The organism is Deinococcus aetherius, assembly GCF_025997855.1.
Lineage (GTDB): Bacteria > Deinococcota > Deinococci > Deinococcales > Deinococcaceae > Deinococcus > Deinococcus aetherius.
On sequence record NZ_AP026560.1, the window covers coordinates 1,922,959 to 1,947,509 of the forward strand.

General features: G+C 71.1%; 29 protein-coding genes. 12 read left to right on the forward strand and 17 right to left on the reverse strand.

Annotation, left to right across the window (positions count from 1 at the left end; genetic code table 11):
• Window positions 1-2: 2 nt before the first annotated feature.
• From DAETH_RS09620 to DAETH_RS09645, 6 genes are all read right to left on the reverse strand, one after another.
• Window positions 3-1,016, reverse strand: a complete 1,014-nt coding sequence (locus DAETH_RS09620; protein WP_264774682.1) for a diacylglycerol/lipid kinase family protein — start codon at window positions 1,014-1,016, stop codon at window positions 3-5.
• 36 nt (window positions 1,017-1,052) lie between these two features.
• A complete protein-coding gene (gene wecB, locus DAETH_RS09625; protein ID WP_264774683.1) occupies window positions 1,053-2,222 on the reverse strand; it encodes a non-hydrolyzing UDP-N-acetylglucosamine 2-epimerase in 1,170 nt (389 codons plus the stop codon).
• Window positions 2,223-2,235: 13 nt separating this feature from the next.
• A complete protein-coding gene (locus DAETH_RS09630) occupies window positions 2,236-3,387 on the reverse strand; it encodes an MraY family glycosyltransferase (RefSeq protein WP_264774684.1) in 1,152 nt (383 codons plus the stop codon).
• Between the two features lie 225 nt (window positions 3,388-3,612).
• Window positions 3,613-4,236 carry a uracil phosphoribosyltransferase gene (upp, locus tag DAETH_RS09635; RefSeq protein ID WP_264774685.1) on the reverse strand — a complete coding sequence of 208 codons (624 nt, stop codon included), beginning with the start codon at window positions 4,234-4,236 and terminating at the stop codon, window positions 3,613-3,615.
• A 28-nt stretch (window positions 4,237-4,264) separates the two neighbouring features.
• A complete protein-coding gene (locus DAETH_RS09640) occupies window positions 4,265-5,086 on the reverse strand; it encodes an aminoglycoside phosphotransferase family protein (protein WP_264774686.1) in 822 nt (273 codons plus the stop codon).
• Between the two features lie 66 nt (window positions 5,087-5,152).
• On the reverse strand, window positions 5,153-6,178 hold the full coding sequence (locus tag DAETH_RS09645) for an HD-GYP domain-containing protein (protein WP_264774687.1): 1,026 nt from the start codon (window positions 6,176-6,178) through the stop codon (window positions 5,153-5,155).
• 36 nt (window positions 6,179-6,214) lie between these two features.
• Between DAETH_RS09645 and DAETH_RS09650 the strand changes: the two genes are divergently transcribed.
• The 4 genes from DAETH_RS09650 to DAETH_RS09665 all read left to right on the forward strand — a co-directional run bounded on the left by DAETH_RS09650 (window position 6,215) and on the right by DAETH_RS09665 (window position 10,139).
• Entirely contained in the window at window positions 6,215-6,994 is a 780-nt protein-coding gene (locus DAETH_RS09650) for a YkgJ family cysteine cluster protein (protein ID WP_264774688.1), read from the forward strand.
• A 68-nt stretch (window positions 6,995-7,062) separates the two neighbouring features.
• On the forward strand, window positions 7,063-7,917 hold the full coding sequence (locus tag DAETH_RS09655; protein WP_264774689.1) for a sugar phosphate isomerase/epimerase family protein: 855 nt from the start codon (window positions 7,063-7,065) through the stop codon (window positions 7,915-7,917).
• A gap of 56 nt (window positions 7,918-7,973) precedes the next feature.
• On the forward strand, window positions 7,974-9,125 hold the full coding sequence (gene lysA / locus DAETH_RS09660) for a diaminopimelate decarboxylase (RefSeq protein WP_406585079.1): 1,152 nt from the start codon (window positions 7,974-7,976) through the stop codon (window positions 9,123-9,125).
• 39 nt (window positions 9,126-9,164) lie between these two features.
• Window positions 9,165-10,139 (forward strand): nuclease-related domain-containing protein, encoded by a 975-nt coding sequence (locus DAETH_RS09665; protein WP_264774690.1) that lies wholly within the window; start codon window positions 9,165-9,167, stop codon window positions 10,137-10,139.
• Window positions 10,140-10,175: 36 nt separating this feature from the next.
• On the opposite strand, the gene vapC is transcribed toward DAETH_RS09665, so the two are convergent.
• Together vapC and DAETH_RS09675 are read right to left on the reverse strand one after the other, a co-directional pair.
• Window positions 10,176-10,577, reverse strand: coding sequence for a type II toxin-antitoxin system tRNA(fMet)-specific endonuclease VapC (vapC, locus tag DAETH_RS09670; protein ID WP_264774691.1), 402 nt, complete (start codon window positions 10,575-10,577; stop codon window positions 10,176-10,178).
• Window positions 10,578-10,817 (reverse strand): antitoxin, encoded by a 240-nt coding sequence (locus DAETH_RS09675; protein WP_264774692.1) that lies wholly within the window; start codon window positions 10,815-10,817, stop codon window positions 10,578-10,580.
• 144 nt (window positions 10,818-10,961) lie between these two features.
• Between DAETH_RS09675 and DAETH_RS09680 the strand changes: the two genes are divergently transcribed.
• Both DAETH_RS09680 and DAETH_RS09685 read left to right on the forward strand, forming a co-directional pair.
• Window positions 10,962-11,612, forward strand: a complete 651-nt coding sequence (locus DAETH_RS09680) for a TetR/AcrR family transcriptional regulator (protein WP_264774693.1) — start codon at window positions 10,962-10,964, stop codon at window positions 11,610-11,612.
• 135 nt (window positions 11,613-11,747) lie between these two features.
• The gene (locus tag DAETH_RS09685) at window positions 11,748-12,518 is read left to right on the forward strand and encodes a TerC family protein (RefSeq protein ID WP_319993710.1); all 771 of its coding nucleotides are present in this window, start codon (window positions 11,748-11,750) and stop codon (window positions 12,516-12,518) included.
• 201 nt (window positions 12,519-12,719) lie between these two features.
• Here the strand turns inward: DAETH_RS09685 and DAETH_RS09690 are convergent, their stop codons facing one another.
• Both DAETH_RS09690 and DAETH_RS09695 read right to left on the reverse strand, forming a co-directional pair.
• A complete protein-coding gene (locus tag DAETH_RS09690) occupies window positions 12,720-13,517 on the reverse strand; it encodes an endonuclease III domain-containing protein (protein WP_264774695.1) in 798 nt (265 codons plus the stop codon).
• Window positions 13,518-13,574: 57 nt separating this feature from the next.
• On the reverse strand, window positions 13,575-14,147 hold the full coding sequence (locus DAETH_RS09695; RefSeq protein WP_264774696.1) for a hypothetical protein: 573 nt from the start codon (window positions 14,145-14,147) through the stop codon (window positions 13,575-13,577).
• A gap of 76 nt (window positions 14,148-14,223) precedes the next feature.
• On the opposite strand from DAETH_RS09695, the gene DAETH_RS09700 reads away from it, so the two are divergent.
• Both DAETH_RS09700 and hisG read left to right on the forward strand, forming a co-directional pair.
• Window positions 14,224-15,414, forward strand: coding sequence for an ATP phosphoribosyltransferase regulatory subunit (locus DAETH_RS09700; RefSeq protein ID WP_264777424.1), 1,191 nt, complete (start codon window positions 14,224-14,226; stop codon window positions 15,412-15,414).
• Window positions 15,411-16,070 carry an ATP phosphoribosyltransferase gene (gene hisG, locus DAETH_RS09705; protein WP_264774697.1) on the forward strand — a complete coding sequence of 220 codons (660 nt, stop codon included), beginning with the start codon at window positions 15,411-15,413 and terminating at the stop codon, window positions 16,068-16,070. The genes DAETH_RS09700 and hisG overlap by 4 nt, the downstream gene beginning before the upstream one ends.
• Here the strand turns inward: hisG and DAETH_RS09710 are convergent.
• The 5 genes from DAETH_RS09710 to DAETH_RS09730 all read right to left on the reverse strand — a co-directional run bounded on the left by DAETH_RS09710 (window position 16,058) and on the right by DAETH_RS09730 (window position 20,574).
• Window positions 16,058-17,359, reverse strand: coding sequence for an MFS transporter (locus DAETH_RS09710; protein ID WP_264774698.1), 1,302 nt, complete (start codon window positions 17,357-17,359; stop codon window positions 16,058-16,060). The genes hisG and DAETH_RS09710 overlap by 13 nt on opposite strands.
• A gap of 23 nt (window positions 17,360-17,382) precedes the next feature.
• Window positions 17,383-18,609 carry a MalY/PatB family protein gene (locus tag DAETH_RS09715; protein ID WP_264774699.1) on the reverse strand — a complete coding sequence of 409 codons (1,227 nt, stop codon included), beginning with the start codon at window positions 18,607-18,609 and terminating at the stop codon, window positions 17,383-17,385.
• A 22-nt stretch (window positions 18,610-18,631) separates the two neighbouring features.
• Complete coding sequence (locus tag DAETH_RS09720; protein WP_264774700.1) at window positions 18,632-19,309, reverse strand: Crp/Fnr family transcriptional regulator; 678 nt, start codon at window positions 19,307-19,309, stop codon at window positions 18,632-18,634.
• 66 nt (window positions 19,310-19,375) lie between these two features.
• The gene (locus DAETH_RS09725) at window positions 19,376-20,341 is read right to left on the reverse strand and encodes a hypothetical protein (protein ID WP_264774701.1); all 966 of its coding nucleotides are present in this window, start codon (window positions 20,339-20,341) and stop codon (window positions 19,376-19,378) included.
• Entirely contained in the window at window positions 20,338-20,574 is a 237-nt protein-coding gene (locus tag DAETH_RS09730) for a ferredoxin (protein ID WP_264774702.1), read from the reverse strand. The genes DAETH_RS09725 and DAETH_RS09730 overlap by 4 nt, the downstream gene beginning before the upstream one ends.
• Before the next feature lie 71 nt (window positions 20,575-20,645).
• On the opposite strand from DAETH_RS09730, the gene DAETH_RS09735 reads away from it, so the two are divergent.
• The 4 genes from DAETH_RS09735 to DAETH_RS09750 all read left to right on the forward strand — a co-directional run bounded on the left by DAETH_RS09735 (window position 20,646) and on the right by DAETH_RS09750 (window position 23,060).
• Window positions 20,646-21,341: a 5'-methylthioadenosine/adenosylhomocysteine nucleosidase gene (locus DAETH_RS09735; RefSeq protein ID WP_264777425.1), complete on the forward strand. Its 696-nt coding sequence runs from the start codon at window positions 20,646-20,648 to the stop codon at window positions 21,339-21,341.
• Entirely contained in the window at window positions 21,338-21,712 is a 375-nt protein-coding gene (locus tag DAETH_RS09740; protein WP_264774703.1) for a CidA/LrgA family protein, read from the forward strand. The genes DAETH_RS09735 and DAETH_RS09740 overlap by 4 nt, the downstream gene beginning before the upstream one ends.
• A 55-nt stretch (window positions 21,713-21,767) precedes the next feature.
• Window positions 21,768-22,424: an LrgB family protein gene (locus DAETH_RS09745; RefSeq protein WP_264774704.1), complete on the forward strand. Its 657-nt coding sequence runs from the start codon at window positions 21,768-21,770 to the stop codon at window positions 22,422-22,424.
• A 102-nt stretch (window positions 22,425-22,526) separates the two neighbouring features.
• Window positions 22,527-23,060, forward strand: coding sequence for a DinB family protein (locus DAETH_RS09750; RefSeq protein ID WP_264774705.1), 534 nt, complete (start codon window positions 22,527-22,529; stop codon window positions 23,058-23,060).
• Window positions 23,061-23,130: 70 nt separating this feature from the next.
• On the opposite strand, the gene DAETH_RS09755 is transcribed toward DAETH_RS09750, so the two are convergent.
• Window positions 23,131-23,796 carry a phosphatidylserine decarboxylase gene (locus DAETH_RS09755; protein ID WP_264774706.1) on the reverse strand — a complete coding sequence of 222 codons (666 nt, stop codon included), beginning with the start codon at window positions 23,794-23,796 and terminating at the stop codon, window positions 23,131-23,133.
• 51 nt (window positions 23,797-23,847) lie between these two features.
• A complete protein-coding gene (locus DAETH_RS09760) occupies window positions 23,848-24,540 on the reverse strand; it encodes a peptidylprolyl isomerase (protein WP_264774707.1) in 693 nt (230 codons plus the stop codon).
• Between the last annotated feature and the right edge of the window lie 11 nt (window positions 24,541-24,551).

The window sequence follows — 24,551 nt, forward strand, 5'->3', positions numbered from 1 at the left end:
GATCAGCCGTCAGCCTTCAGCACGCAGCGCCCCGGCTCAGGCTGGGGCCTTCTGTCTTTTGCTGACCGCTGACGGCTGACGGCTCCCCCCAGCAGCGTGACCGCCCCCGGCAGCATCTCCACCTCCACCCGCGTCACCCGCCCCGCGAGGTCCCCGTCGAGGTGGAGGTGGGTAGGCCGCGCCCAGGTGGCCGTCACCCGGCGTCCGGCGGCATGGTGGACCTGCGGGTGCCCGAGGTGGCGGCCCCGCAACAGCAGACCCATCAGGCCGAGCACCTGGAGGCGGCCCACCGGACCGCTCACCACGGCGTTGAGCCGTCCGTCGCCCGGGTCCGAGAGCGGGCTGACCCGGAAGCCCGCCCCGTAGCGTGTGCCGTTCATGACGGCGGCAAGGCAGCTCGGCCCGCTGTACACCACCGCGCCGTCCACCTCCACGGTGACGGGGGTGAGGGTCAGCCCGCGCAGCGCCGTCAGGGCCGCCCAGGTGTACCGCCCGAACCCAGAGAGGCGGGCGGGAGCCTGGGGGAGCAGCGCGGCGACCTCGGCGTCGAGCCCCATCCCCAGCCCGTTGAGCAGGAGACGGGACGTGCCCGCCACGTCACCCTCCACGATGCGCACCCGCAGCGCGTCCACCCGGCACGGCGGCGCGGCGAGGCGGTCCAGCGCCCCGGCGAAGTCCCCCGGCCTCAACCCGAGCATGCCCGCGAAGTCGTTCCCGCTGCCCAGCGGCACCAGGCCGAGGGCGCGACCCCGCCCAAGCCCCGTCTCGTCCACCACAGCCGGGAGCAGGGCCGTCACCGTGCCGTCCCCTCCCACCGCGAGCACCGCCACGTCTGCCGGAAGGGCGCACACCCGCTCCAGGGCCGCCGCGCCGCTCGGCTCGCGGATGAGGTCGAAGGGCAGGCGGTGGCGGCGCAACTCCGCCTCCAACCGGGGCCACTCGCGCTCAGCGAGGCCACGCCCGGCGGAAGGGTTGAGGACGACGGCGTAGCGCCGGGGGGGATCGGTCTGGGTCACGTGGGAAGAGGATACGCCGCCCCCGTTCCCCCACCCCTACTGCCAGTCCGCCGGTTTCTCGGCCAGCCCGAAGTGCCACGCGACGGCCTGAGCAATGCGCCCCGACGCCTGCCCATCCCCGTAGGGATTGCGCGCCGCCCGCATCCTGCTCAGCTCCGCCTCGTCTCCCAGCAGCCCGCCGATCACCTCGCGGATGGTGCCCGGGTCGTTCCCGGCGAGCCGCAGCACCCCCGCCTCCAGTCCCTCGGGCCGCTCGGTCACGTTGCGCAGCACCGCCACGGGCACGCCGAGCGCCGCCCCCTCCTCCTGCAAGCCGCCGCTATCGGTGACCAGCAGGGCGGAGGCGGCCATCAGCGGGGCCATGTTCGCGTAGTCGAGGGGGTCAGTCAGCTCGAAGTTCGGCAAGTCACCCAGGGCGGGGCGCACCGCCTCCTGCACCGCCGGGTTGAGGTGGACCGGGTAGACGAAATGACAGTCGGGGTAGGCGTAGGCCACGTCCGCGAGTGCCCGCGCCATCTCCGCCATCACCGGCAGGTTCTCGCGGCGGTGCATCGTGACCGTCACCAGCCGCCCCCCGGCGTCCAGCCGCTCCCGCCACTCGGGCCTGAGCGGGACCCGGCCCGCCACCTCGCGCACGGCGTCCACGGCGGTCTGCCCGGTCACGAACACGCCGCCCGGGTCCTTGCCCTCGCGCAGCAGGTTGGCGCGGCTGCCCGGCGTCGGGGCGAAATCCAGGCCGCTGAGCACCCCCGTCAGGCGGCGGTTGGCCTCCTCGGGAAAGGGTTCCCGCATGTTGCCCGAACGCAGCCCGGCCTCGACGTGCCCGACCGGGATGCCCTCATAGAAGGCGCTCAGGGTGACGCAGAAGGAGGTGGTGGTGTCGCCGTGGACGAGCACCATGTCCGCGCCCATCTCGCGCAGCTTGCGCCCCGCCTGGGGAACGATGCGCCCGGTGAGATCGGCGAGGGTCTGGCGGTCGGTCATGACATTCAGGTCCTCGTCGGGGGTGAGGCCGAAGACGGCGAGGGCCTCGTCGAGCATCTGGCGCTGCTGACCGGTGGAGAGGATCAGCGGCGTGAGGCCGGGCTGGCGCGAGAGGGCAGCGTACACCGGGGCCATCTTGGTCGCCTCGGGCCGGGTGCCGAAGGCGAGGACGATGCGTTTCTCGCTGTTCTGAGGGGCGGGTTGTGCGGGCGATCCGGTCATTTGCGTCACGTTATCAGCCGCTTCTCCCGGGGGAGGAGGGCACGCCCCCCGTCTCCTCCTCGTGAGCGCGCACCCGGCGGTAGGTGACGAACCACAGGCAGAGGAGGATCACCAGGACCGTCGCCAGGATGACGGGCAGCCGCACTCCCTGCGCAAGCATCCCCAGCACCCCGCACAGCAGGGCCACCCCCCAGAGGATGACCGCCGTGCGCCGCGCCGACGCCGTGCGCGCCAGGACCCGGTGGTGGATGTGCGTCTTGTCGGGGTGCCCGAGCGGGTTGCGGATACCCCGCGCCAGCCGCCCGATCACGACCTGGGTGGTGTCGAAAAGCGGCAGCGCGAGCACGATCAGGGGTACGAGCAGGCTGGCCCCCGCGCTCACCTTGAGGGTGCCCAGCAGGCTGACGGCGGCGAGCGTGTAGCCGAAGAGGTACGCCCCCGCGTCCCCCATGATGATCCGGCTGGGGTTGAAGTTGTGCCGCAGATACCCCAGGGCTGCCCCCGCCAGCCCCGCGAGGAGCACGACCGCCGCCGCCCGGTCCGCGAACTGCGCCGCCGTGGCGAGCAGCACCATGCTCACGACGAAGCCCACGCCCCCCACCACCCCGTCCACCCCGTCCATCAGGTTCACGGCGTTCGTGAGCCCGACCACCCACAGCAGGGTAACGACGAAGCTCAGCGGTTCGTTGAGGGCGGCGGGCAGCGCGGGCAGGAAGGGGATGGCGTTGAGGTCGATGCGCAGCCCGTTGACGATCAGCAGGAGCGCCGAGAGAGCCTGCACCCCCAGCCGGAAGGCGGGCGTCAGCCCGTACTGGTCGTCGATGAAGCCCACCAGGACGAGCACCGCGCCCCCCAGCAGGATCGCCAGCACCTGGATATTCACCCCCTCGATCACGATGGGCCGCAGCGCCCAGGCGACGACCACACCCAGGAGGAAGCCCGTGAAGATGGCGAGCCCGCCCGCGTTGGGCAGGGGTTCCTTGTTCAGCCGCCGCGCGTTGGGCTGATCGGCCCACCCGACCTGGAGGGCGAAGTCACGTACGCCGGGGATGAAGCGCCAGGTGAAGACCCAGGCTGTCAGGAAGGTGAGGAGCACGCTGAGAAAACCGCGCCCGAACAGGTCCGCGATACCGAATTGCGCCGCGAGCGCCTTCAGGGAGTCCATAAGCTGACCGGAGTCTAAAGGCAATGGGTGAGGGGAGGCGATGGCCGAAAGAGGGATGTGGACGGGCCCGGGACAACCTCAGCCATGAGACCCCGCACGAAAGTGGGCGTGAGAGCAGGCCAAGGCAGAAGGGCAAAGGCGGAAGGCGATCCCGGCTGGCCTTCTGCTTTCCGCCTTCCGCACCTTGTTGCTGGAAGTCCGATCAGGACCCGGCCAGGGCGCCTCTCACTTCGTTCCGTAAATCCGGTCCCCCGCGTCCCCCAGCCCCGGCACGATGTAGCCGTGGTCGTTGAGCCGCTCGTCCACCGCCGCCACCACGATCTCCACATCGGGGTGCTCGGCCTCAATGACGGCCACCCCCTCGGGCGCGGCGAGGATGGACATGAGCTTGATGGTCTGGGCGCCCGCGTCCTTGAGGAACTGGATGGCCGCGCCCGCGCTTCCGCCCGTGGCGAGCATGGGGTCGGTCAGGAAGACCCGGCGCTCGGCGATGTCGGCGGGGAGCTTGTTGTAGTAAGCGACGGGCTTCAGCGTCAGGGGGTCGCGGTACAGCCCGATGTGGCCGACCCGCGCGGCGGGCACCAGGCTGAGGATGCCGTCGGTCATCACCAGCCCCGCGCGCAGGATGGCGACGAGGGCGAGCTTCTTGCCGCTGAGCATCGGGAACTCACCCTCTTGCAGTGGCGTTTGCAGGTGGGTGGGGCTCAGCTCCAGGTCGCGCATCGCCTCGTAGGCGAGGAGCATCGAGACCTCGGCAGCGAGTTCGCGGAACTCCTTGACGCCAGTCTCGACGCTGCGCATCAGGGAGAGCTTGTGCTGGATCAGGGGGTGGGCCACGACCGTGAGCATGGCTCACACCATACCCGCCCGGTGGGGCTCAGCCCGGCAACCGCGCGAGGACGTGCCGGGCGCGCGACAACTTGGGGCCGCGCTGGCCGTCGAACTCGTAGGGCTCGTTCATCAGGAACCAGTACAGGTCGTGCAGGTAGGTGTGCGCGAGGTAGGCCCGCAGCCGGGTCACGGTCGCCGGTTCGCGGTCGGGGAGGAAGGTCAGGGCCGCCTCCAGGCTGGCGTCGGGCGAGAGCAGGTCGAGGGTGCCCGTCTTGAGGAGGGCGATGTCGCGCAGCGGGTCGTCCCACGCGGCCTTCGTCCAGTCGATCACGATGACCTCCCCACCCGGCGCGATCAGGATGTTGTCCTGCCACAGGTCGAGGTGGCAAAACGCCGAGGGCTGGTCGAGGAGGCCGCGCTCCAGCGGCTCCTCCACGGCGTCGAAGAGGTCGTCGAGGGGGTAGGCGGCCAGCGCACGGCGGAAGCGTTTCAGGCGCTCGCGGAGTCGGCCCAGATCCACGGCCTCTCCACGCTCGCGGTGCAGGGCGCCCAGAATCTCCCGCAGGCGGGGCAGGGCGCGGGACACGTCGGCGGCGGTGAGGGGGTGCCCTGGAAAGCGGCGCATGATCAGGGCCTCGACCCCATCGGCCTCCACGGCGCCCAGGACCCACTCGCCCAGCCCGGCGCGGCGCAGGTTCTCGGCCTCCAGGCGGTGCTCGCCTTGGTGGTTGCGGTACACCTTCACGACGACCCGGCCATCCGGGGTGCTGTACACGCGGCTTTGCATCCCCTGGTCCATGGGCGTCAGGGGGCCGTAGCGGGCCTCCAGCACGGGGAAGCGGAGGAAGGTCGGGCCGCCAGAGGTCACCCGCGCATCATAGCGGGGGCCCGGGGACCCGGGCGAAGAACACCGGGCGGGGCGGCAAACCCCGGATCATTGCGTCAGCTTCTCGAACACCGTCACCAGGCGCGGGTCGAGGCTGCTCCCCGCCTGGGCCCTCAGGCGCTCGGGGTCGCCCAGACGGACGGCAGCGTTCGCCACGGCCAGGATGCGGGCGTAGAGCGGAATGTCCTCGCCGCCCAGGCCGTTCGGCTCCCCGCCGCCGTCCCAGCGCTCGTGGTGGTGACGGATGGCCTTCTGCGACTCGGCGAGCTGCGGAACCCCGTGCAGGAAGTTGGCGCCGACCTGCGCGTGCCCGGCCTCACCGTTGATCTTGCCGAGGTCGTGCAGGGCAGCGGCGAACCAGAGTTCTTCGAGTTCTCGCTCGGCGAGCCCCACCCCCCGCCCCAGCCGCAGGGCCGTCTCGGCGACGGCCTGCGCGTGCCCCAGCGAGTCGAACTCCCGGCTCTCGACCGCCTCCACCAGGGCGACCGTGAGCTGCCGGGCGGCCTGGCGCCAGTCGTCCCGCGCGCCCACGAGGCCCAGGAGGGGTGCTACCGCCGCCGCCCACCTCCCCACCGCGTCCTGCGAGGCGGGCGGGACCTCCCCCGCCGTCTTCCAGTCGAAGACGAGCGCGCCCAGGTTGCGCCCCCGGTCCCCCAGCGGCACGACGAGCGTCCTGGCCGCGTCCCGCAGTCCGCCCTCGTCGAGCCGGGCCTGGACCTCTGGCGGGTTCTGTTCGTAGAGGTCGCGGCTGCCCCCCGCGAGCACCCGGGGGCGGGGGCCGGTCCAGGGGCCGCTCAGCACGGTGCCGACCAGGGTTTTGGGGTAGCCGCAGACCGCCGACACGTGGTCTTCTCCCCGGCGCAGCACCGCGTACCCCTGCACCCCGCCGCCGAGCAGGCTGGCCCCGTGGGCGAGCGCCCCCTCCAGGATGCCCTCGGCGGTCGGGCGGGCGAGCAGTTCGGTGAGCACGCGAGTCGCGTCGGGCGTCTCGGCGGGGGGGGCGACCTCGGCGGCCACCGCCGGGCGGAGGTCGGGGTCGGGCGTGGTCTGCGGGCGAGGGGGGCGTCGGAACACGTTGCGGCGAGTATACCCGCGCTACCCTGACCCCGGATGACGCGTCCCCCCACCCCCCCCGGAGACTTCAGGACCGCCGGGTCCACTTTTCACCCGCCCCGTTACACGCGGGTGACCGAGGCCGTGCGGCGCGGGTACGACGCCTACGCCCGGCGGGCCCGGGCCTGGACGGTGGGCTACCAGGAACGCGGCGGGCGGGTCCACTGCGGGGCGGGGTGCGTCGCGTGCTGCAACATGCCCATCCGGGTCAGCCTCGCCGAGGCGCTCGTGACCGCGCAGGCCCTCACGGACGAGGAGGCCGCGCGGGTGGAGGCCCACGCCCGGCGCGTGATCCAGAATGCCCGCACCGCCCCCGACGACGACGTGTACGTCGAGCGGCACCGCCGGGAGGTAGGGTTTTGCCCGCTGCTCGACCGCTCCACGGGCGGCTGCTCGCGCTACGACGTGCGGCCCACCCGCTGCCGAGACACCTTCAGCGCCCTGCCCGCCCGCTACTGCGAGGCCGGGGCCTGGGAGAACATGAACCGCCGCGAGCGCGACGCCTATCGCCGGGAGGTCGCCCGCACCCCCGGCACCGACGGCGAACTGCATTTCATCGCCCCCCTCGAACACCTCTCGGAGCCGATCTGGGCGTCCGCCGCCAAAGCGATGCGCACCGAGTGGGGCCTGGAAGCGTGGGGCGACTTCTGGGTGCTCACTACCCTCGCCCGCGACCCCGCGTTCATGGCGAGCGTCGAGCGCGGGGACGCGCGGGGGGCCTGGCGGGCGGCGAGGGCGGCGGGGCTCGCGCACCCGACGGTGCTGGAGCTGGGCTGAGCGCGCCGGGGCGGGCGGCGGGGCCGCTTCCTGTTCCCCCGGAGGAACGGGGCCGCTAAGCTGCCCGAGTGCCTCCGCTTCAGCCGCCCCGTCTGGGCATGAACGCCCGCCTCTTCCCCAATAACTGGCGCCCGGTCACGCGGGAGATCGAGTTCGCCTCCCGGGCCGGATTCCACGGGCTGCAACTCCCCGGCCCGCCGGGGGGCCTGGACGAGGAACGGCTGGGCGTCCCGCTGGGGGAGGTCGCGCGCCGGATGCGTCATGCCGGGCTGGAGGCCGTGATGGAAATCGCCCTCCCCCTCATGCCCGGGGGCCGCACGACCGCCGGGCACACACCCACCAACGTGCTTGAGGCCAATCTCCCGGCGATCCTCGAACTGGAGGTCGCGCACGTCCACTGGCACCTCTTTCCGGGTACGGCCGGGCCGGACGGCCTCGCCGGGCTGGAGGGGATGCTGCCCGGGGCGTTCGAGCTGGGGCTCTCGCTGGCGCGGAAGCACGGCTTCGTCCTGGGCTTTGAGCACAACGCTCCCGGGACCCGCTTCCTGGACGAGCCGGAGGCGTGCCGGGCGCTTCTCGACCGCTTCCCGTACCTGGGGCTGGTGTTCGATTTCAACCATGCTGCGCCCGAGCAGGTCGAAGGCTATCTGGCGCTCGCCCCGAGAATGACCCTGCTGCACATCTCCGACACGCCCCTCCCCGAGGTGAACTGGCACCTCCCGCTCGGCTGGGGGTCCATCGACTTCGGCGATGTCCTCAAGGGGCTACGACAGGGCGGGTTCCGGGGGCCCGCCGTCCTGGAGATCGGCGGTCAGCCGTGGTCGGGCGGCTACGGTCAGGACACGGATGAGGCGCTGCACGCCTCGGCGGAGCTTCTTCGGCGGGTCGTGGCTGCCTCCGGGGACAGCGGCGTACCCTCCTGACGCGAACGGGGCGGCCCGCTCTTGCAACCACCCCCGGGAGTGGCAGACTGTCCCGCGTGACCGCCTCCCCCTCGATTCCCAGGACCGAACTCCACGCCGCCGCCGAGCGTTTCGGCACGCCCCTCTACGTGTACGACGCGGCGGAACTGGACGCCGCCCTCGCCCGGGTGCGCGCGGCGTTTGGTCAGGCGCGGGTGTTCTACGCGATGAAGGCGAACCCGAACCTCACGCTCCTGACCCGACTGCGCGTGGCGGGGGTGGGCTTCGAGTGCGTGAGCGCCGGGGAGATCGCGCGGGCCGAGCACGTGGGCGCGGGGGGCGAGAGCATCCTGGTCAACGGCCCCGCCAAGTCGGGCGAGGAGTACGCGGCGGGCGGGCGGCTCGGCGCCACCTTCGTCGTGGACCGCGAGGAGGAGGCCGGGCTCCTTCCCCCCGACTCGCGGGCCCTCGTGCGGGTGAATCCGGCGCTGAACGTCAGCACTCACGACCACCTCGCCACGGGCGCGGCGGGGAGCAAGTTCGGGGTCACAATCGAGCAGGCCCCCGGGGTGCTGCGGGCGCTGCGGGACGCCGGGCACACGGCCCTCGGGCTGCACGTCCACATCGGCAGCGCGATCCGGGACGCGGGCGACTTCGGGCTCGCCTTCGCCCGGCTGGCCGAGTTGCGGGCGCACACGGGCGAGTTGGAGGTGCTCGACGTGGGCGGGGGCTGGGGGCTGGACGCCGATCTGCCCGGGATCGCCCGCGAGGCCCACGCGGCGGCCTCCGTCTTCGGGGCGAGCCTGTGGGTCGAGCCGGGCCGCTACCTCGTCGCTCGGGCGGGCACCCTCCTCACCCGGGTCGTGGGCACGAAGCGCACCGGGCGGAACTTCCTCCTCACCGACGCGGGGATGACCGAGTTGCTGCGCCCCATGCTGTACGGGGCCGTGCATCCCGTCACCCCTCTCTGGGACGGCGCGGGGGGAGAGACCTGGGACGTGGCCGGTCCCGCCTGCGAGAGCGGCGACCTCCTCGCGCGGGACGTGGTGCTGCCCGTGCCCAGCCCCGGCGACCTCCTCGCGGTGGGGGACGCCGGGGCCTACGGGGCGGCGATGAGCGGCACGTACCTCACCCGGCCCCGCCCCGCCGAGGCGTTGTGGGAGGACGGAGCGTGGAGGCTGATCCGCCGCCGGGAGACGGCGCAGGAGGTGTGGGCGGCGGAGGTTTGACAGAAGTGTCAGACCGGCGTGGTTAGCCTGCCCGCAGCCATGATCGTCAAGGACCTCGAACCGCAGACGTACCCCGACCCCCTGCGCCGCGCCGGGCACGAGGCCGAGCGGCAGATGGCGCACTACCTCAAGCGGGCGTTCGGGGAAGACGCCCACAAGTTCGTGCTGAACAACCTCCGGGTCGAGCGTGAGGGGGAGGCGGCGCAGATCGACCACCTGATCGTCCACCGATTCGGGGTGAGCGTGGTGGAAAGCAAGAGCGTCGCTGGACAGGTCAGCGTGAACGAGCGGGGCGAGTGGACACGTTGGTGGAAGGGCCAGGGGCGCGGTATGCCCTCGCCGATCCTCCAAGCAAGGCGCCAACTCGATCTGCTGGGCCTTCTCCTCGCCGACCACACCGAGGAGCTGCTGGACCGCGCGATGTTCGGGTTGAGGCAGCGCCGATTCGACCCCATGCGGCGTGATGTTCTCGTCGCCATCTCGGACGGGGGCCGCATCACCCGCAAGGTGGACGTGCCCGAGGTCGTGAAGGCGGATCAGGTGCCCGACCGGGTGCGGGCCATCATCGGTTCGGGGGGTGGCCTCGGTGCGTTTGCCTTCAGCGACGCGGAGCTGACCCGGATCACGGCTTTTCTACGAACGCGCCACACGTCCAGCGCGGCCTCGGCACAGGCAGAGCCCGGCGGGCGTGCTCCCGTCAACGCAGCTCCCGCAGCGGCAGTTCCGGCGCCCACGCCGTCCGCCGAAGTGCGCCCTGCTCAGGAGCGGCAGGGGCAGGTCAGCCGTGGGCCTCAGCCGGTGTGCCGAACGTGCGCTTCAGGGGACGTGACCGTGCAGTACGGCAAATACGGGTATTACCTCAAATGCCGCGCCTGCGGGGGCAATACCCCAGCAAAAGCGGTCTGCCCGGCCTGTGGAGAGCCGGGGCGGCTGCGGGGGTCAGGCCGCGAATTCACGGCGACATGCGAGGGTGGACACATCTGGCCGTACTTCACCAACCCGGGAGACGCCTGAGCCCTTGTCCTAGGACCGCCAGAACTGAGCCGCCCGTCAAAACCAGTTCTCGACCCTGAGCCCCTCGACCCGCTCGAATTCGCGGGTGTTGTGGGTGACAAGGGTCAGGCCGAGGGCCAGGGCGTGGGCCGCGATCAGCGTGTCCAGCGCGCCGATGGGCGTTCCCCTGCGTTCCAGGGTGCTCCTCACCACGCCGTACTGCCGGGCGGCGACAGGATCGAAGGCGACGACTTCGAGCGGCTGAACGAAGCCTTCCAGCACCACGCGGTTCCGCTCGGACCCGCTTTTCTCGACCCCATAGCTCAACTCGGCGAGCGTCAGGCTGGACAGACCAATGGCGTCCGGTGGGAACTCGGCGAACCGTTTGGCCACCTGCGGAGGACGGCGGTTCATGACGTAGATACAGATATTGGTGTCGAGCAGGAATTGCAGGGCCATCTACTGGTCCCAGTCGCGTTCCTGGGCGGGAGGTTGGTTCCGCTCAATGGCCGTCTCCATCTCCGGGAGTTCCTGATACCAACGGCGCCAGAACTCGCGCTGCCCCTCGGGCGAGGACGGTAGCAGCAGGACACCGTTTCCAACCCTTTTCACGACGACCTCCTGGCCCTCGAACTGGAAAGCTTTGGGCAGGCGGACAGCCTGACTGCGGCCATTCCTGAACAGTTTCGCAGTGGTCACGGCTCCTCCTGTCACAGAGTATAGACACTCTGGTCTAGACCAACTTGAGATGACCGTGGCCTCGCTGGCTTCCGGCGCACGAGGAGCGTGAGCCCAACCGGCTCTCCCCCGGGACCTTTGCCCCACCTGGGCTATCATGCCCGCGTGACCCTGCCGCCCTCCCCGACGGTCTCCCCGACGCCCGACACCACCCGCGCCCGCATCCTGACCGAGGCGGCGCGGCTGTTCGTGGCGAGCGGCTACCACGGGGTCAGCATGCGGGAGGTGGCGGCGGCGGTGGGCGTGACCAAGCCCGCGTTGTATCACCACTACGCCGACAAGGAGGCCCTGTTCCTGGCGATGCTGAACGGCACCCTGGCCGGGCTCGCGCGGCTGGTGGCCCACGCCGAGGGGCAGCCCGGCATCCGCGCGCAACTGGAGGTGCTGGTGGGCGACCTGCTGGCTTCGGCCCCCGAGCAGAGATTGGGCCTGCAACTGGCGGGCGAACTGCGCCACGTCTCGCCCGAACGCCGCGCGGCCTTCGAGGGCGAGTACCGCCGGGTGTGGATGGGCGGCCTGACCCGCCTCATCGAGGGGGCGATCTCCCAGGGCGAACTGCGCGCCGACCTGCCCCCCGCCGTGCTGACCCGGGCGCTGCTCGCGCTGCTCTACCCCCTGGTGACGGGGGCGCCGCCCGCCGACCCGCACGGAACGGCGCGGGCGCTGCTGAGCGTGTACCTGGACGGGGCGGCGCGGCAGGGGGCCGTGCCCGGAGCAGGGAACGTGGAAGGTGAAGACCCTTCACCCGCCACTTAGGAACGGTGCACAACTTCTCCCGGACGATGGGGGGTAGCGTGCCCCGTCGGCGCGTCCGGGTCTCCCGGTTGTCCTCGTCTTCCGTTCGCTCGAGCGCGTCCACGCGGCCCGCTCTCCCTCCCCTATGGAGACCTTTTGATGGAAACCCTGTTCGGCTGGGTCACCCAGCCCGAGGCCTGGCTGGCTTTCGGCACCCTGCTTCTGCTCGAAGTCGTCCTGGGCATCGACAACGTCATCTTTATCAGCATCCTGGCGGGAAAGCTGCCGCCCGAGCAGCGCCAGCGGGCGCGCACCATCGGCCTGCTCGGCGCGATGCTGATGCGGCTCGCGCTGCTGTTCTCGATTGCCTGGATCTACCGCCTGCAAGACGACCTGTTCGAGGTCTTCGGCAAGGGATTCTCGGGCCGCGACCTGATCCTGATCTTCGGCGGGCTGTTTTTGCTGTACAAGGCCGTCAAGGAGATGCACGAGCAACTGGAGGGCCCCGGCGCGCACACCCCCGGCGTGGGCGCCGTGGGCGCGACGAACTTCGCGGGCATCATCGCGCAGATCATGGTGCTCGACATCGTCTTCAGCCTCGACTCGGTGATCACGGCGGTCGGCATGGCGGACGACATCGGCGTGATGGTGAGTGCGGTCGTCGTGACGGTCGCCATCATGCTCGTCGCCGCGCGCCCCATCGGCGAGTTCGTGCAGGCGCACCCCACCGTCAAGATGCTGGCGCTCGCCTTCCTGCTCCTGATCGGCGTCAACCTGATCGCCGACGGCTTCGGCTTCAAGATTCCCAAGGGCTACACGTACTTTGCCATGGGCTTCGCCATCATGGTCGAACTGCTCAACCTGCGCGCCCGCAAGGGCAAGCCGGTCGACCTGCACGAGACGCAGCGCCACCCGGACGCGGGTTGAGACACGAGAAAGCGCAGAGGCGGAGGCTCGCGGGCTTCCGCCTCTTCCGCGTCCGGTCCAGAGGGGGATGACGGCAGCGATCCCGATCCCCTCCTGGCCCAGGACGAGGCGGAGGCGACCGGCGTTGGCGATGACCTTGGGCAATGCACCCGCCACTTTCCGGGGTGTTCGCCGCACCTCCCCATCCCCTCCGGCAACGCCTCAAGCCTCGCGCTCATTCAGGAAGATCGCCGAGGACGGGCACAGGTCGCGCAGCACGCAACCCTCGCAGCGGGGGCGCCCGGCCTTGCAGGTCTGGCGACCGTGGCGGATGGTGGCGACGTGGAAGGTGTAGCGGGCCGTCCAGTCGCGCGGCAGCACCTCGTCGAACCAGCGTTCGACCTTCACGGCGCTCCAGCGGGAGGGCGTCAGGTCGAGCCGCTTGGCGATGCGGTCGATGTGGGTGTCCACCGGCATCGCGGGCCGCGCGAGGTCGAAGAGGAGGACGCAGCTCGCCGTCTTGGGCCCCACGCCGGGCAGCGACTCCAGCAGGGCGCGGGCGTCCGCGTCGCTCAGGTCGCGGGTCTCGCGCAGGCTGAGGGCGCCGCGCGTCTCCTCCAGGCGGTGCAGGACGTTCCAGATGTAGTCGGCCTTTACCCGCGCCAGACCGCCGCCTGCCGCGCGCAACACGGCCTCGATGCCGTCCGGCCCGTCCGCCAGCGCCGCCTCCCAACTCGGGTAAGCGAGCTTGAGCGCCTCGAACTGCCGCCGGGTGATCGCGCCGACATTCTGCTGACTCAGGATCGTCTCGATCAAGCCGTCCAGGGGCTCCGGGCTGAGCCTGGGGCGGGGCGGGGTGGGCAGGTACGTCTCGGCCAGTCGCCGCGCGATCTCGGGGAGGTGGGGCGGCGCCGGCACCTCCTGGCTGGGGGTAGGGCGGGGGGCGCGGACCCTCGGGGTGGGGACCGTCGCAGTCAGGGTGAGGGAGGACCCGGGTGGGGGAGCGGGAACGCGGGGCACGGCCCAGGCTAGCCGGGGGGCCGGGGCGGGACTGTGCCGGAAGTCGGGGCGGCCTCGTTACTGCCGGGCGCGCAGCCTGGTGACGTTGCCCGCCGCGTCGCGGACCTCGATGTCGGCGTAGATGCCCGTCGTCTCGGCGTAGAAGTCCACGCGGGCCCCCGGCGTGACGTTGAGGCGGTTGCCGTCCACCAGAACCTGCGCGACGCGGTTGTCGTCGGTGGCGACGCCCGTCACGCGGATGAAGTTCCGTTCGCGCTCGAAGCGGGTGACCTTGATCACCGGGTTCGTGCCGTCCACGCTGACAGGCAGGCGCAGGGTGCTCTCGTTGCCCGCCGCGTCGCGCGCCCGGATCGTGTACTCCCCGCGCGAGCCCTGAATCTGCGTCTTGAAGACGAAGTTGGCGAGCTTCGGCGTGCCTCCCTGGAGGGGGACGCGGCGGCCCTCCACCGTCAGCTCCTTCACGCCCTGGTCGTCGAGCACGTACCCCTTCACCACGAAGTTGCTCGCCCGGCTGACCCCGCCCCCCTCCGGGCTGGTGATCACGATGCGCGGCTGGAACGTGTCGGCCGTGCGGTTACACGCCCCCAGCAGCGCGGCGAACGGGAGGAGGAGCAGGGCGGCGCGGCGCATGGGGGGAGTATAGCGGGGAGCCGGGAGCGGTCAGCCGTCAGCAGCGAGAGCCGGGGCAACGGCTTCGGGCTGATAGCTGACCGCTTCCCCCCAGCCACACGTCCCCCGCCCCGGTGCTTTAATGCCCCCCGTGAGCGCGCCCCCCCGCCCCCCCGCCGTCAGCCGTGCCATTCCCGAGGGCACCCGGGATGTCCTGCCGCCCGAGTGGGCGTGGCGGGAGCATCTGCGCTCGCGGCTCGTCGGCGTCTTCTCCGCCTGGGGCTACCGGGGGGTGGAGTTGCCCGCCCTGGAGTTCGCCTCGGAGGCGCACCCGCAAAGCGCGCGGGCCTTCAAGCTGATCGACGCGAGCGGCGAGGTGCTGGCCCTGCGAAGTGAATACACCACCGCCATCGGTCGGCTCGTGCGCGCCCGCTTCCCGGAGGGGCCCTTTCCCCTGCGCCTCCAGTACGGCGGGCGGCTGTGGCTGCGGACCCTGACGAGCGAACTCGGCAGGCTGCGGGAGTTCTACCAGGTCGGCGTGGAACTCGTCGGGGTGGAGACGCCCCAGGCCGACGCGGAGTTGCTGCGGCTGAGCGCCCGGGCGCTGGAGGAGGTCGGCGTGCGGGCGGTCATGGAGGTTGCCTACCCCGGCTTCGTGGACGCCGTGCTGGAGGACGCGGGCCTGCACGGCGAGGCGCGCGACGCCCTGCACGGCGCCATCGACCGCAAGAGCGGGGCGGACGTGGACCTCCTGGCCCGGCAGCACGGCCTGGGAGCGGAGGTGACACGCACCCTCCACACCCTCACCGACCTGTACGGCGGGCACGAGGTTTTGGGTCAGGCGGCGGGGCTGGCACGCGGCGAGCGGGCGCGGGCGGCCGTGGGGCACCTGGAAGCGGTCGCCGCGCTGTGCGAACCGGGGCTGCTGTTCGACCTGGGGGCCAGCCGCCGCTACGGGTACTACACCGGGATCACCTTCCGCGCGTACGCCGAGGGGCTGAACCAGCCCGTGCTCGGGGGCGGGCGCTACGACCTCGCCGGGGTGCCGGGGGCAGGTTTCGCCATCGGCCTGGAGCGGCTGACCGAGGTGGCGGCGGCGACGCTCCCCCCCGAACCCGAGGTCGTGCTGGCCCTCGACCCCGCCGGGGCGGAGACGGCCAGAGCCGCCGGACTCGTGGCCGAACTCGCCTGGACGGACGACCGCGAGGAACTCCTCGCCTACTGCGCCCGCCGAGGTATCCGCCGCTGGACGCGGGGCACGACCATCAGCGAGGAGTTGCCCGCGTGACTCCGGCCGTCCAACGCGGTCCCGACCACCTCACCCTCGCGCTGCCCAAGGGCCGGATTCTGGAGGAGGCCGTCTCCCTGCTCTCCCGCGCCGGGCTGCCCCTCTCCCTCCCCGAGCGGTCCCGGGCGCTGCGGCACGAGTTCCCCGGCGTGACGGTGCTCGAACTGCGCAACCAGGACGTGCCCGTGTACGTGGACCTCGGCGTGGCGGACGCGGGCATCGTCGGGAAGGACGTGCTCGTCGAGTCGGGGCGGGCGATCTACGAGCCCGTGGACCTGCGCTTCGCCGGGTGCCGACTGTCCCTGATTCGCGAGGTGGGGGCGACGGGCCTCATCGCACGAGTCGCCACTAAGTACCCGCGCTCGGCCCGCGCCTACCTGACCTCGCGCGGCATCTCCGCCGAGGTCGTGAGGCTCAGCGGCAACATCGAACTCGCCGCGCTGACCGGGCTCGCCGACGCTGTGGTGGACCTCGTGCAGACGGGAAGCACCCTGCGCGCGAACAACTTGGAGGAGGTCGAGGTGCTGTTTCACTCCAGCGCCCGCCTCGTCGTGAATCGCGCGGCCCTCAAGCTACGGCGCGAGCGGCTGCGGCCCTTGATCGGGCGGCTGCGGGAATTGACGGCGGTGGGGGTGGAAGACCTTCAGAACCCGTGAGTCGGATGTGCTGGCGAGTCGAGCTTGTCGTCAACATGCAGTTGACTGAAGGTGGGTCCCCACGCGAAAGCTAAGGAGAGCACCACTGACAGGACGCCGAAGCCGACCAACATGCTTTGGAAGGACTGGAGGCGGGCCTCGGAGGCGTTCACACCCTGGCCGACGAGAAAGTCCGTAATCAGGTCCGACAGGACGCCGCTTAAGACCAGCGCCAGCGGGGTGAGCGAGACGGCCAGCATGCGGCGCACCGCGAACACCCGGCCTTGTAATGCCTGCGGCACCGCTGTCTGCCAGAAGACCTGATAGGAGGCGTTGGCGAAAGGACTGGTCAGCCCAGGCAGGAAGCGGAACGCGCCCCAGAGCACCGGCACGCGCGCCAGCCCAAAGCTGATCTGTACCAGCACGGCCTCGAATCCATTCAATAGGAAGACCTGACGAATACTCAGCTTCCGCTTGAGCAGCGCGATCACCAAGACGCCGCCCAGGATCGCCCCAATCCCCGAGCAAGCGGTGACGAGCCCCAGCGCCACCGTGTCGTTCCCAGTTCGTTCCAAGACCAGCGGCGAAACGAGCGGCAGCGTGATGGTGAAGGAGAAGTTGAGCAAGGCCATGATCAACAGGAGCTGCAAGAGCTTCGGCTGAGACCGCAGATAGCCGAGGCTTTGGCGGAAGTCGGCCATGTACCCGGCCAGGCTCAAGCCCGGCGAGCGCAAAACTTCGGCCCGCTCGTGATTTGGGATGCGGATGAACAGGAGCGCCGCGCAGGCGACGAGGAAGGAGAACACATCGAACAGCAGCACGGTCTGGATGCCCACGGCGGCCACCAGGAACCCGCCGAGGATCGGCGCGAAGACCTGGCTGATGTCCTCGTTCATCGACAACAGACTGTTGGCCCGCGCGAGCGCCTCCTTGGGGACCATCTGGCCGACGCTGGCGAGTTCGGTGAGGGGTTGGAAGGTGCCGACGGCGCTTTGCAGGGCCAGCAGGGCGAAGATCGTGACCGTGGGCAGGGCCGCCTGTGTGACAGCCGCGAGCAAGGCCACGCCGATCACGGCCTGAGCGAAGCCGGTGATCAGCAGGATCAGGCGGCGGTTGTAACGGTCCACGATGACCCCGGCGAACGGGCCGACGAAGAGGCTGGGCAGGTAGCCAAAGAGGATGGACAGGGCCAGCGCCGAGACCTGGCCTGTTTTCTGGTAGAGCAGGATGCCGATGGCGAACTTGGTCATGCCAGACCCAAGTACTGAAACGGTCTGGCTAAGCCAGAAAACGAGAAACGAGGAACCCATCTGCCCTCCGAGGGGTCTCCCCACTAGCTCTGAACCACCTCCTCCCGCCCCAGCGCCTCCGCCATCCGCTCCAGCGCCTCGATCAAGAGGGCGCGGCTGGTGGCGAAGTTGACGCGGATGAAGCCCTGGTACTGGGGCTTGAGTTCTTCCGGCGCAAAGACCGGGCCATCGTGGACGGCGATCCTGGCCTCCTCCAGCAGGAACTTCTGAATGTCACCGGCTCGCGGATGGGACCGCAGGTCGAGCCAGGCGAGATAGGTCGCCTCGACGGGGAAGGACCGGACCCAAGGGAGTTGTGTCTCGACAAATGCCTGGAGCACGTCACGGTTCCCCCGCAGGTAAGCGACCATGCCCTCCAGCCAGGGGCCGCCCTCCCGCAGGGCCGCCTGCCACATCGTCACGCTCAGGGCGCTGGGGTGACCCATCAGACCCCCGGCGGCCTTCTTGACTCGCTGCACCAGCTCGGGGTCGTGGCCCACCATCGCCCCGATGCCCAGGCCCGCCGTGTTGTACGCCTTGCAGGGCCCGGTGAGGGTGATCGTCTTCGCCCGCACCTGGGGATCGGCGGCGAAAGCCTCGAACGCCCTGCCCGTGTACCGCAGATCGGCGTGCAACTCGTCCGACATCACCCACAGGTCGCGGGCGAGCACGAGGTCGCGCAGCCGGGCGAGTTCTCCTTCGTCCCACACCCGCCCGGTGGGGTTGTGGGGGTGGCAGAGCAGGAGGAGCCTGCTGCCCTCGGTCGCGGCCTCCAGCGCCTCCCAGTCGATCTCCCAGCGCCTCTCCCCCTCCCGCAGCGGCGCGGCGGCCACCCGCCTGCCCTGGTCGGTGATGCTGAGGTGGAAGGGGTGATACACGGGCGTCATGGTGACGACGGGCTCGCCCGGCTCGGTGAGCGCCTTGACGGCGGCGTAGATGCCCGGCACCACGCCCGGCAGGAAGGAAATGCCCTCGGCGGGGAGGTCCGTCAGCCCCTGGGTGGCGAGGTGGTCCCGCAGTTGCCCGCCCAGGGTGGGATCGCCGAGAAGCTGGTGGTAGCCCAGCCCGCGCCCCAGGCGATCCTGGAGGGCGGCCACGATGGGGGGCGCGACCGGGTAGTCCATGTCGGCGACCCACAACGGAATGATCCCTTCGCCGTAGACGGTCCACTTCAGGCTGTCCACATGACGCAGGGTGGCGGGATCAAGGGAGCCGTAGGGGTCGGCGACGGAGGCATCGGGCATCAGTTCGGTGGACTGCGCGTCGGTCATGGGGGGAGGATACGCCGCCCGCTCAGGCTCCGGGCCCTCCCGCGAGGCGGGCGAGTTCGGCGGCGTCCACCACCCGCACGGTGCGCCTCTCCAGCACAATGAGGTTCAGGCGGTAGAACTCCCCGAGCTTGCGGCTGACGAGTTCGGGCACCGTGCCGAGCAGGGCGGCGAGTTCGCTGTTGGTGGGCAGGGCGTGGGGCTCACCCGCGTGCTCCAGCAGGTAGGCGGCGAGCCGTTCGCCGAGTTCGCTGAAGACGAGCCGTTCCACCCGCGCGAGGAGTTCGGCCTGCCGCCGGGCGAAATACCCGATGACTGCCCCGGCGAGGGCGGGCGTGCCCAGGACCCGCTCGCGCACCACTCCCACGGGCAGGGCCAGCACCTCGGTCGGGGTGGCGAGGGCCACCGCGCTCGCCGGGTACCGTGCCTGCGCCTCGAAGGCCGCCACCCCCGCCACGACCTGCCGGGGCCCCTCGACGTGCAGGGTCAGTTCGCGGGTGCCCCCCCGGGCCAGGCGGTACACGCGCACGCTGCCTGCGCTCACCACGTACATCGTGTCCACCGGGTCCCCCGCCCGGAACAGGTGCTCTCCCCGCGCGAACAACTGGAAGGACGCCAGCGCCGCCAGCGGTTCCAGATCGGCGGGGTCGGCGCCCCGGAAGATGGGCGCCTGCCCGAGCAGTCGTTCGGCGGGAGAGGTCACGTCCCCAGATGCTGCCACGCCGGGGGCCGGGAAGGAGGGCGGGACCCTTTTCTCCAACATCCGCCCCTACGCCCCGCCCAGCAGCGTAACCAGCACCCGCGTGTCAGGCCCGGCGGCCTCCAGGGCGAGGGGCTGTTTCCCATCGTGGGTGACGTGCAGCTCGCCGCTCAGGACGGCGATCACCACCCGTGCCCCCGGGTGCCCGTGGCGGGGCACTCCCTCGCCTGCGTTCAGGTGGAAGAGGAGGCTGCGGCCCCCCGGCGTCGCCGCGAGAACCTGCGGGGGCTGGGCGCGGTTCACATGCCCTCCCCGGCGCCCCGGGCGTGCCGTTCCAGGTTCACCCACATCCGCCCGGCGAGGGCTAGCAGCGCCCCGACCTCGGGGGGTCGAGTTCGTCGCGCCCAGCCCCAGGTCCGCGTGCGCCGGGCCCGGTTGCCCCCGGTAGGCGCTCGGCCTACCCAGGACCGCCCGCCAGAAGCCCTCCAGCCGGGCGATGTGGACGGGCCACCCCCCGCGCGGAAAGGGACCGACCTGCCGGGTAAAGACGGGGCCGAGCAATTCGTCCTGTGTTGCCCTCGCATAGAAGATCCACAGCAACCGCCGCAACTGCTCGTCACCGAGGCGGGCGTACGGGGGGGATGGGAAGGCCAGGCTCATGGGTGCGCCGCCACGGCCAGCCCGCAGAGCAGGACGCTGGCCGTCAGGGTGAGGTGGGTGATGCAGGGAGCCGGTGCCCCGCCGGACATGCAGGGCGACGAGGGCGCCGATGAGGAGGAGCACCGCGAGTTCGAGCACCAGCGGCGCGGTGAAGCCCTGCTTCAAGCCTAGCCCGAGCACGACGAGCAGCAGCAGACCCGTCAGCGGGCCGTTCACCCGGGCATAGTGACGACCTACGAGGCGACGGTGGGCGCTGCGGATTGCCTCGTCTGGAAACAGCTCCTTGAAGGCAGGGCTCACGACGAAGGTGGTGAAGAGGTACATCCCCACCCACACGCCGACGAGGAGCACGTTCAGGGCGGCGAGGACGCTCACAGGCCGAAGAAGGCGCGGTTCTTGACGATGAACTCGGTTTCCTCGGCGGGCACGTCCTCCTCGGGGAAGATGGCGCTGACGGGACAGGCGGGGACGCAGGCGCCGCAGTCGATGCACTCGTCGGGGTGGATCAGGAACTGGTCGCCGCCGTCGTAGATACACTCGACCGGGCACACTTCCGTGCAGGCCTGGTCCTTGACGCCGATGCAGGGGCTGACGATCACGTGGGTCATGACGACAGGATGCCGGGGCAGGGAGACCGACCGCCATGACTCAGGTCATGGGCGCCGTAGACTGGGCCGCAATGCTGGCGATCATAGGCGCGATGGACGAGGAGATCGAATTGCTGCTCGCGGAGTTGCGGGAGCGCGAGGACCTGACGCGGCCCGGCGTGACCCTGCACCGGGGCGTGCTGGACGGGGTGCCCGTGCTCCTCACGCGCGGCGGGATCGGCAAGGTGAACGCCGCGATGACGACCACGCACCTTCTCACGGCGGGCGCCACCCGGGTGATCTTCACGGGTGTGGCGGGCGGTGTGCAGCCGGGCCTGCGCGTGGGGGACATCGTGGTGAGCACCGACCTCGTGCAGCACGACGTGGACGTGACCGCGCTGGGGTACGAGCCCGGCACCGTGCCCGGCGAGCCCCCCGCCTGGCCCGCCGACGAGCGGCTGCGGGCCCTGGCGCTCGCAGCGGCGGGCGAGGTGAAGGGCGTGCGCGTCCTGGAGGGCCGGGTGGCGAGCGGCGACCAGTTCGTCGCCTCGCGTGAGGGAGCGCAGAGGCTGCACGACCTCTTCGGGGCAGCCTGCGCGGAGATGGAGGGGGCCGCCGTCGCCCAGGTGTGCGCCAAGGCGGGCGTGCCCTTCGTGGTCATCCGCTCGGTGAGCGACACCGCCGACCATGACGCGCAGGTGGACTACCGCAGCTTCATGCCGCTCGTCGCCCGCCACGCCAAGCAGGTCGTGCGGGGGATGCTCGCCCGGCTGACGGCGGGGGCGTGAGCACGTCCGTCACCCGGAGCCTGCCCGTTCCGGTGCGCTTCGTGCTGGGGCTGGGCGTGCTCGTGGGGTTCGCGGCGCTCGGCACCGCCCTCGTCTCCGCCCTGCGGCTGCCGCTGCCGGGCTCGGTGGTCGGCATGGTGCTCCTGTGGGCGGCCCTGTCCCTGGGAGTGGTGCGGCTGCACTGGATCGAGGACGCCGCCGACGGCCTGCTCGCCACCCTGGGGCTCTTGTTCGTGCCCGCCACCGTGGGTGTGGTCGAGTATCTCTCCAGAGGTGCGGAGTGGGCGCTCTGGCTCCTCGTGATGCTCGCCGGGCTGCTGCTGGGGGCGGGGGTGGCGGGCGCGGTGGCGTCTCGGCTGGTGCGGGGATGAGGAGGAGCTTTCGGCCGTCAGCGGTCAGCCGTCAGCGGGGTTCCCAGGGGGGCACATGACCTGGGTCGCCCTCACTCTCCTCGCCTTCGCGCTCGGCGTGGTCGCGCAGGTCAGGACGCGGAGTGCCCTCGTCAATCCCACCCTGATCGCCACGGTGGTCGTGGCGGCGGTGCTGCTCGTGTCGGGGACGCCGTACCACGTCTATCAGACGGAGGTTCGGCCCGTCTCCTTCCTGCTGGGCCCGGCGGTGGTGGCGCTCGCCGTGCCGCTGTACCGGCTGCGGGCGCTGCTCGCGCGGGAGTGGCGGGCGCTGGCGCTGGGGGGGGCGGCGGGCACGCTGGTCGGGGTGGGGGCCGACACGCTGCTCCCCCGCCTCCTCGGCCTGGGCGTGGAGGCCAAGCGTTCGCTGATCACCGCGACCGCCACCAGCCCGGTCGCCCTGCAACTCGCCCACCTCACCGGGGCGCCCCCGGCCCTCGCGGCGACGCTGGCCGTGCTCTCGGGGCTCCTCGGCGCGCTCGTGCTCCCCCCTGCCCTGACGCGGCTGGGCGTGCACCACCCCCTCGCCCGGGGAGTCGCCATCGGCAGCGTCGCCCACGGAATCGGGACCGCCCGCGCCCGCGAGGAGGGCGAGCAGACCGGCGCCGCGAGCAGCATCGGCATGGGGCTCGCCGCCCTCGTCGTGACGCTGGTAGTGGCGTTGGTCCGCTGAGTCTCCGGGGCGCTCGGCCGTGGAGCCGAGGTGACGGGAGACGACCCTGCACCGTCCCGAAATCACGACACGATCTGACGGGACCGGCACTATGCTCGGGGCATGGATGCCGAGGCGTTCTACCGCTATCTGACGCAGGCCCGCCGCCGACTCTGGACGACCCTGCGCGCCCTGCCGGAAGACGCCCTCGCGCGGGCCGTCCTTCCGACGGACGGGGCCCGCTGCGTCAAGGACCTGGTGGCTCACATTCCCGTGGTGGAAGACGGCTGGTTTCGCCTGGATCTGCTCGGCCAGCCGCTCGTGCTGGAGACCGTGCACCTGGAAACGCTGGGCGCTGAGCCCACCTCGGCCGACGAATACTGGCACCACGAAAAAGAACCGCTGGAGTCGCTGCTCGCCTACTGGGAGGCGGTGGAGTCGGACACGCTCCGGAGGTGGCCCGAGTTGATGGAGGTCGTCGCCTCCAACCGCAGGATCAAGGTCTCGGAGGACCGCACGGAGACCATCTCGGCGGACGAGGTGATCTGGCACGTCATGCAGCATGAGGTGCGCCACACGGCCCAGATCGTGCAGATGATCCGCCTGCTCGGGCACCAGCCGCCTTCCCTGGACCTCGTGTTCCTGACCGCGCGCTGACCGTCCCAGGAAGGGCGCCGCCGTCGGGTGTCGACGAGTTTTTGGATGGCCTTCCGGTCGAAGAAGCCGCTTAAATTCGCGCCACCACCGTCTCCGCCCCCGTCACCCGGTCGCCCACGCTGACCTGGGGGGCGGCGTGCCCGGGCAGCGTCAACAGGATGAGACCGCCCTCCTCCAGAAAGGCGAGCTTGTGCCCGGCGCGCGTCTCGTCTCCCGGGCGGACGTAGGTGGTGGCGTTCAGGCCTCCCCTTCCCGCGACCAGAGTCACGCTCACGTCGCCCTTCTCGGTGGTGAGGGTGGTGACGTGGCGTTCGTTCTCGACCGCGCCGCGCGTGCCGAGGAGGTCGGCGGGGCGGCCCAGCAGGAGCCCGGGGCCCCCGACCGGCAGATTCAGGCGGCTCCCGAGGTGCTGGGACCCCCTGGCCGTGCCGCTCACCGGGGCGTAGGCGAAGTGCACGTCGAGCGGCCCGTTGACCAGGCCTACGAGCCAGCCCTCCCGCACGTCCGCGCCGATCAGGTCACGCGCCCTCAGAGGGGCGGCCAGCGTCTCCACCCGCACTTCCCCGCCCTCGATGCAGCGCACGAAGCACACCAGCCCGTCGGCGGGGCTGAGAACCGCGCCCGCGTCCTGCGGTGGGATGCGGATGGGGTCGCGGTAACGGCGCACGCCGCGCACGTACCAGACGGCGGCAGCCAGAGCGGCGAGGGGGAGGACCAGGCGGGACAGACGGGGCATGGAGGGAGTGTAGAGGAGGAACGGGGACCGCCGCCGGGTCCCCCTCGCCCTTTACCGCGAGACGAGAATCTGCACGCTCTGGAGGGTGTCGGGCTGGGCCCCATTGATGGGCGTCTCCCCGCCCTGCCCACTCCGCGCCGTCCGCGTGAGCTTCGCCAGCACGTCCTGCCCGGCCACGACCTTGCCGAACACGGTGTACTGTCCATTCAAGAAATCGGCGGCATCGAGTGTGATGAAAAATTGGCTTCCCTGAGAAAACGGACTCTGCGAGCGGGCCATCGCCAGCACCCCCGCCGAGTTGAAGTTCAGCCCCTCGTCGAGTTCCAGGAAGAAGCCGTAGCCGGGCCCGCCCGTGCCCCACTTTTCCCGCTGCGCCGTGTCCGCGCTGAGGGGATCGCCCCCCTGCGCCATGAAGCCCTCGATGACCCGGTGAAAGCGCGTTCCGTCGTAGAAGTGATTCAGCGCCAGAAACACGAAGTTGTTCACCGCCTTGGGTGCCTGCCGGGCGTAAAACTCGACCGTCACGTCGCCCTTATTCGTCTTCAGCACGGCCCGGTAGGTCTTGGCGGGATCGATCACCCAGCCGGGCTCCTTGAAGGAGCGGACGGGCTGGGTGCTGAGGTACGGCACGGGAACGAAGGTGGGCGCGGCGGCGGGGCGGGCCGGGGTCGGCGTAGCCGGGGTGGAAGACTGCGCGAACGCGGCGGAGGCGAGCATCAGGGCACAGAGAGTCAGGGAACGCATAGAGCCTCCAG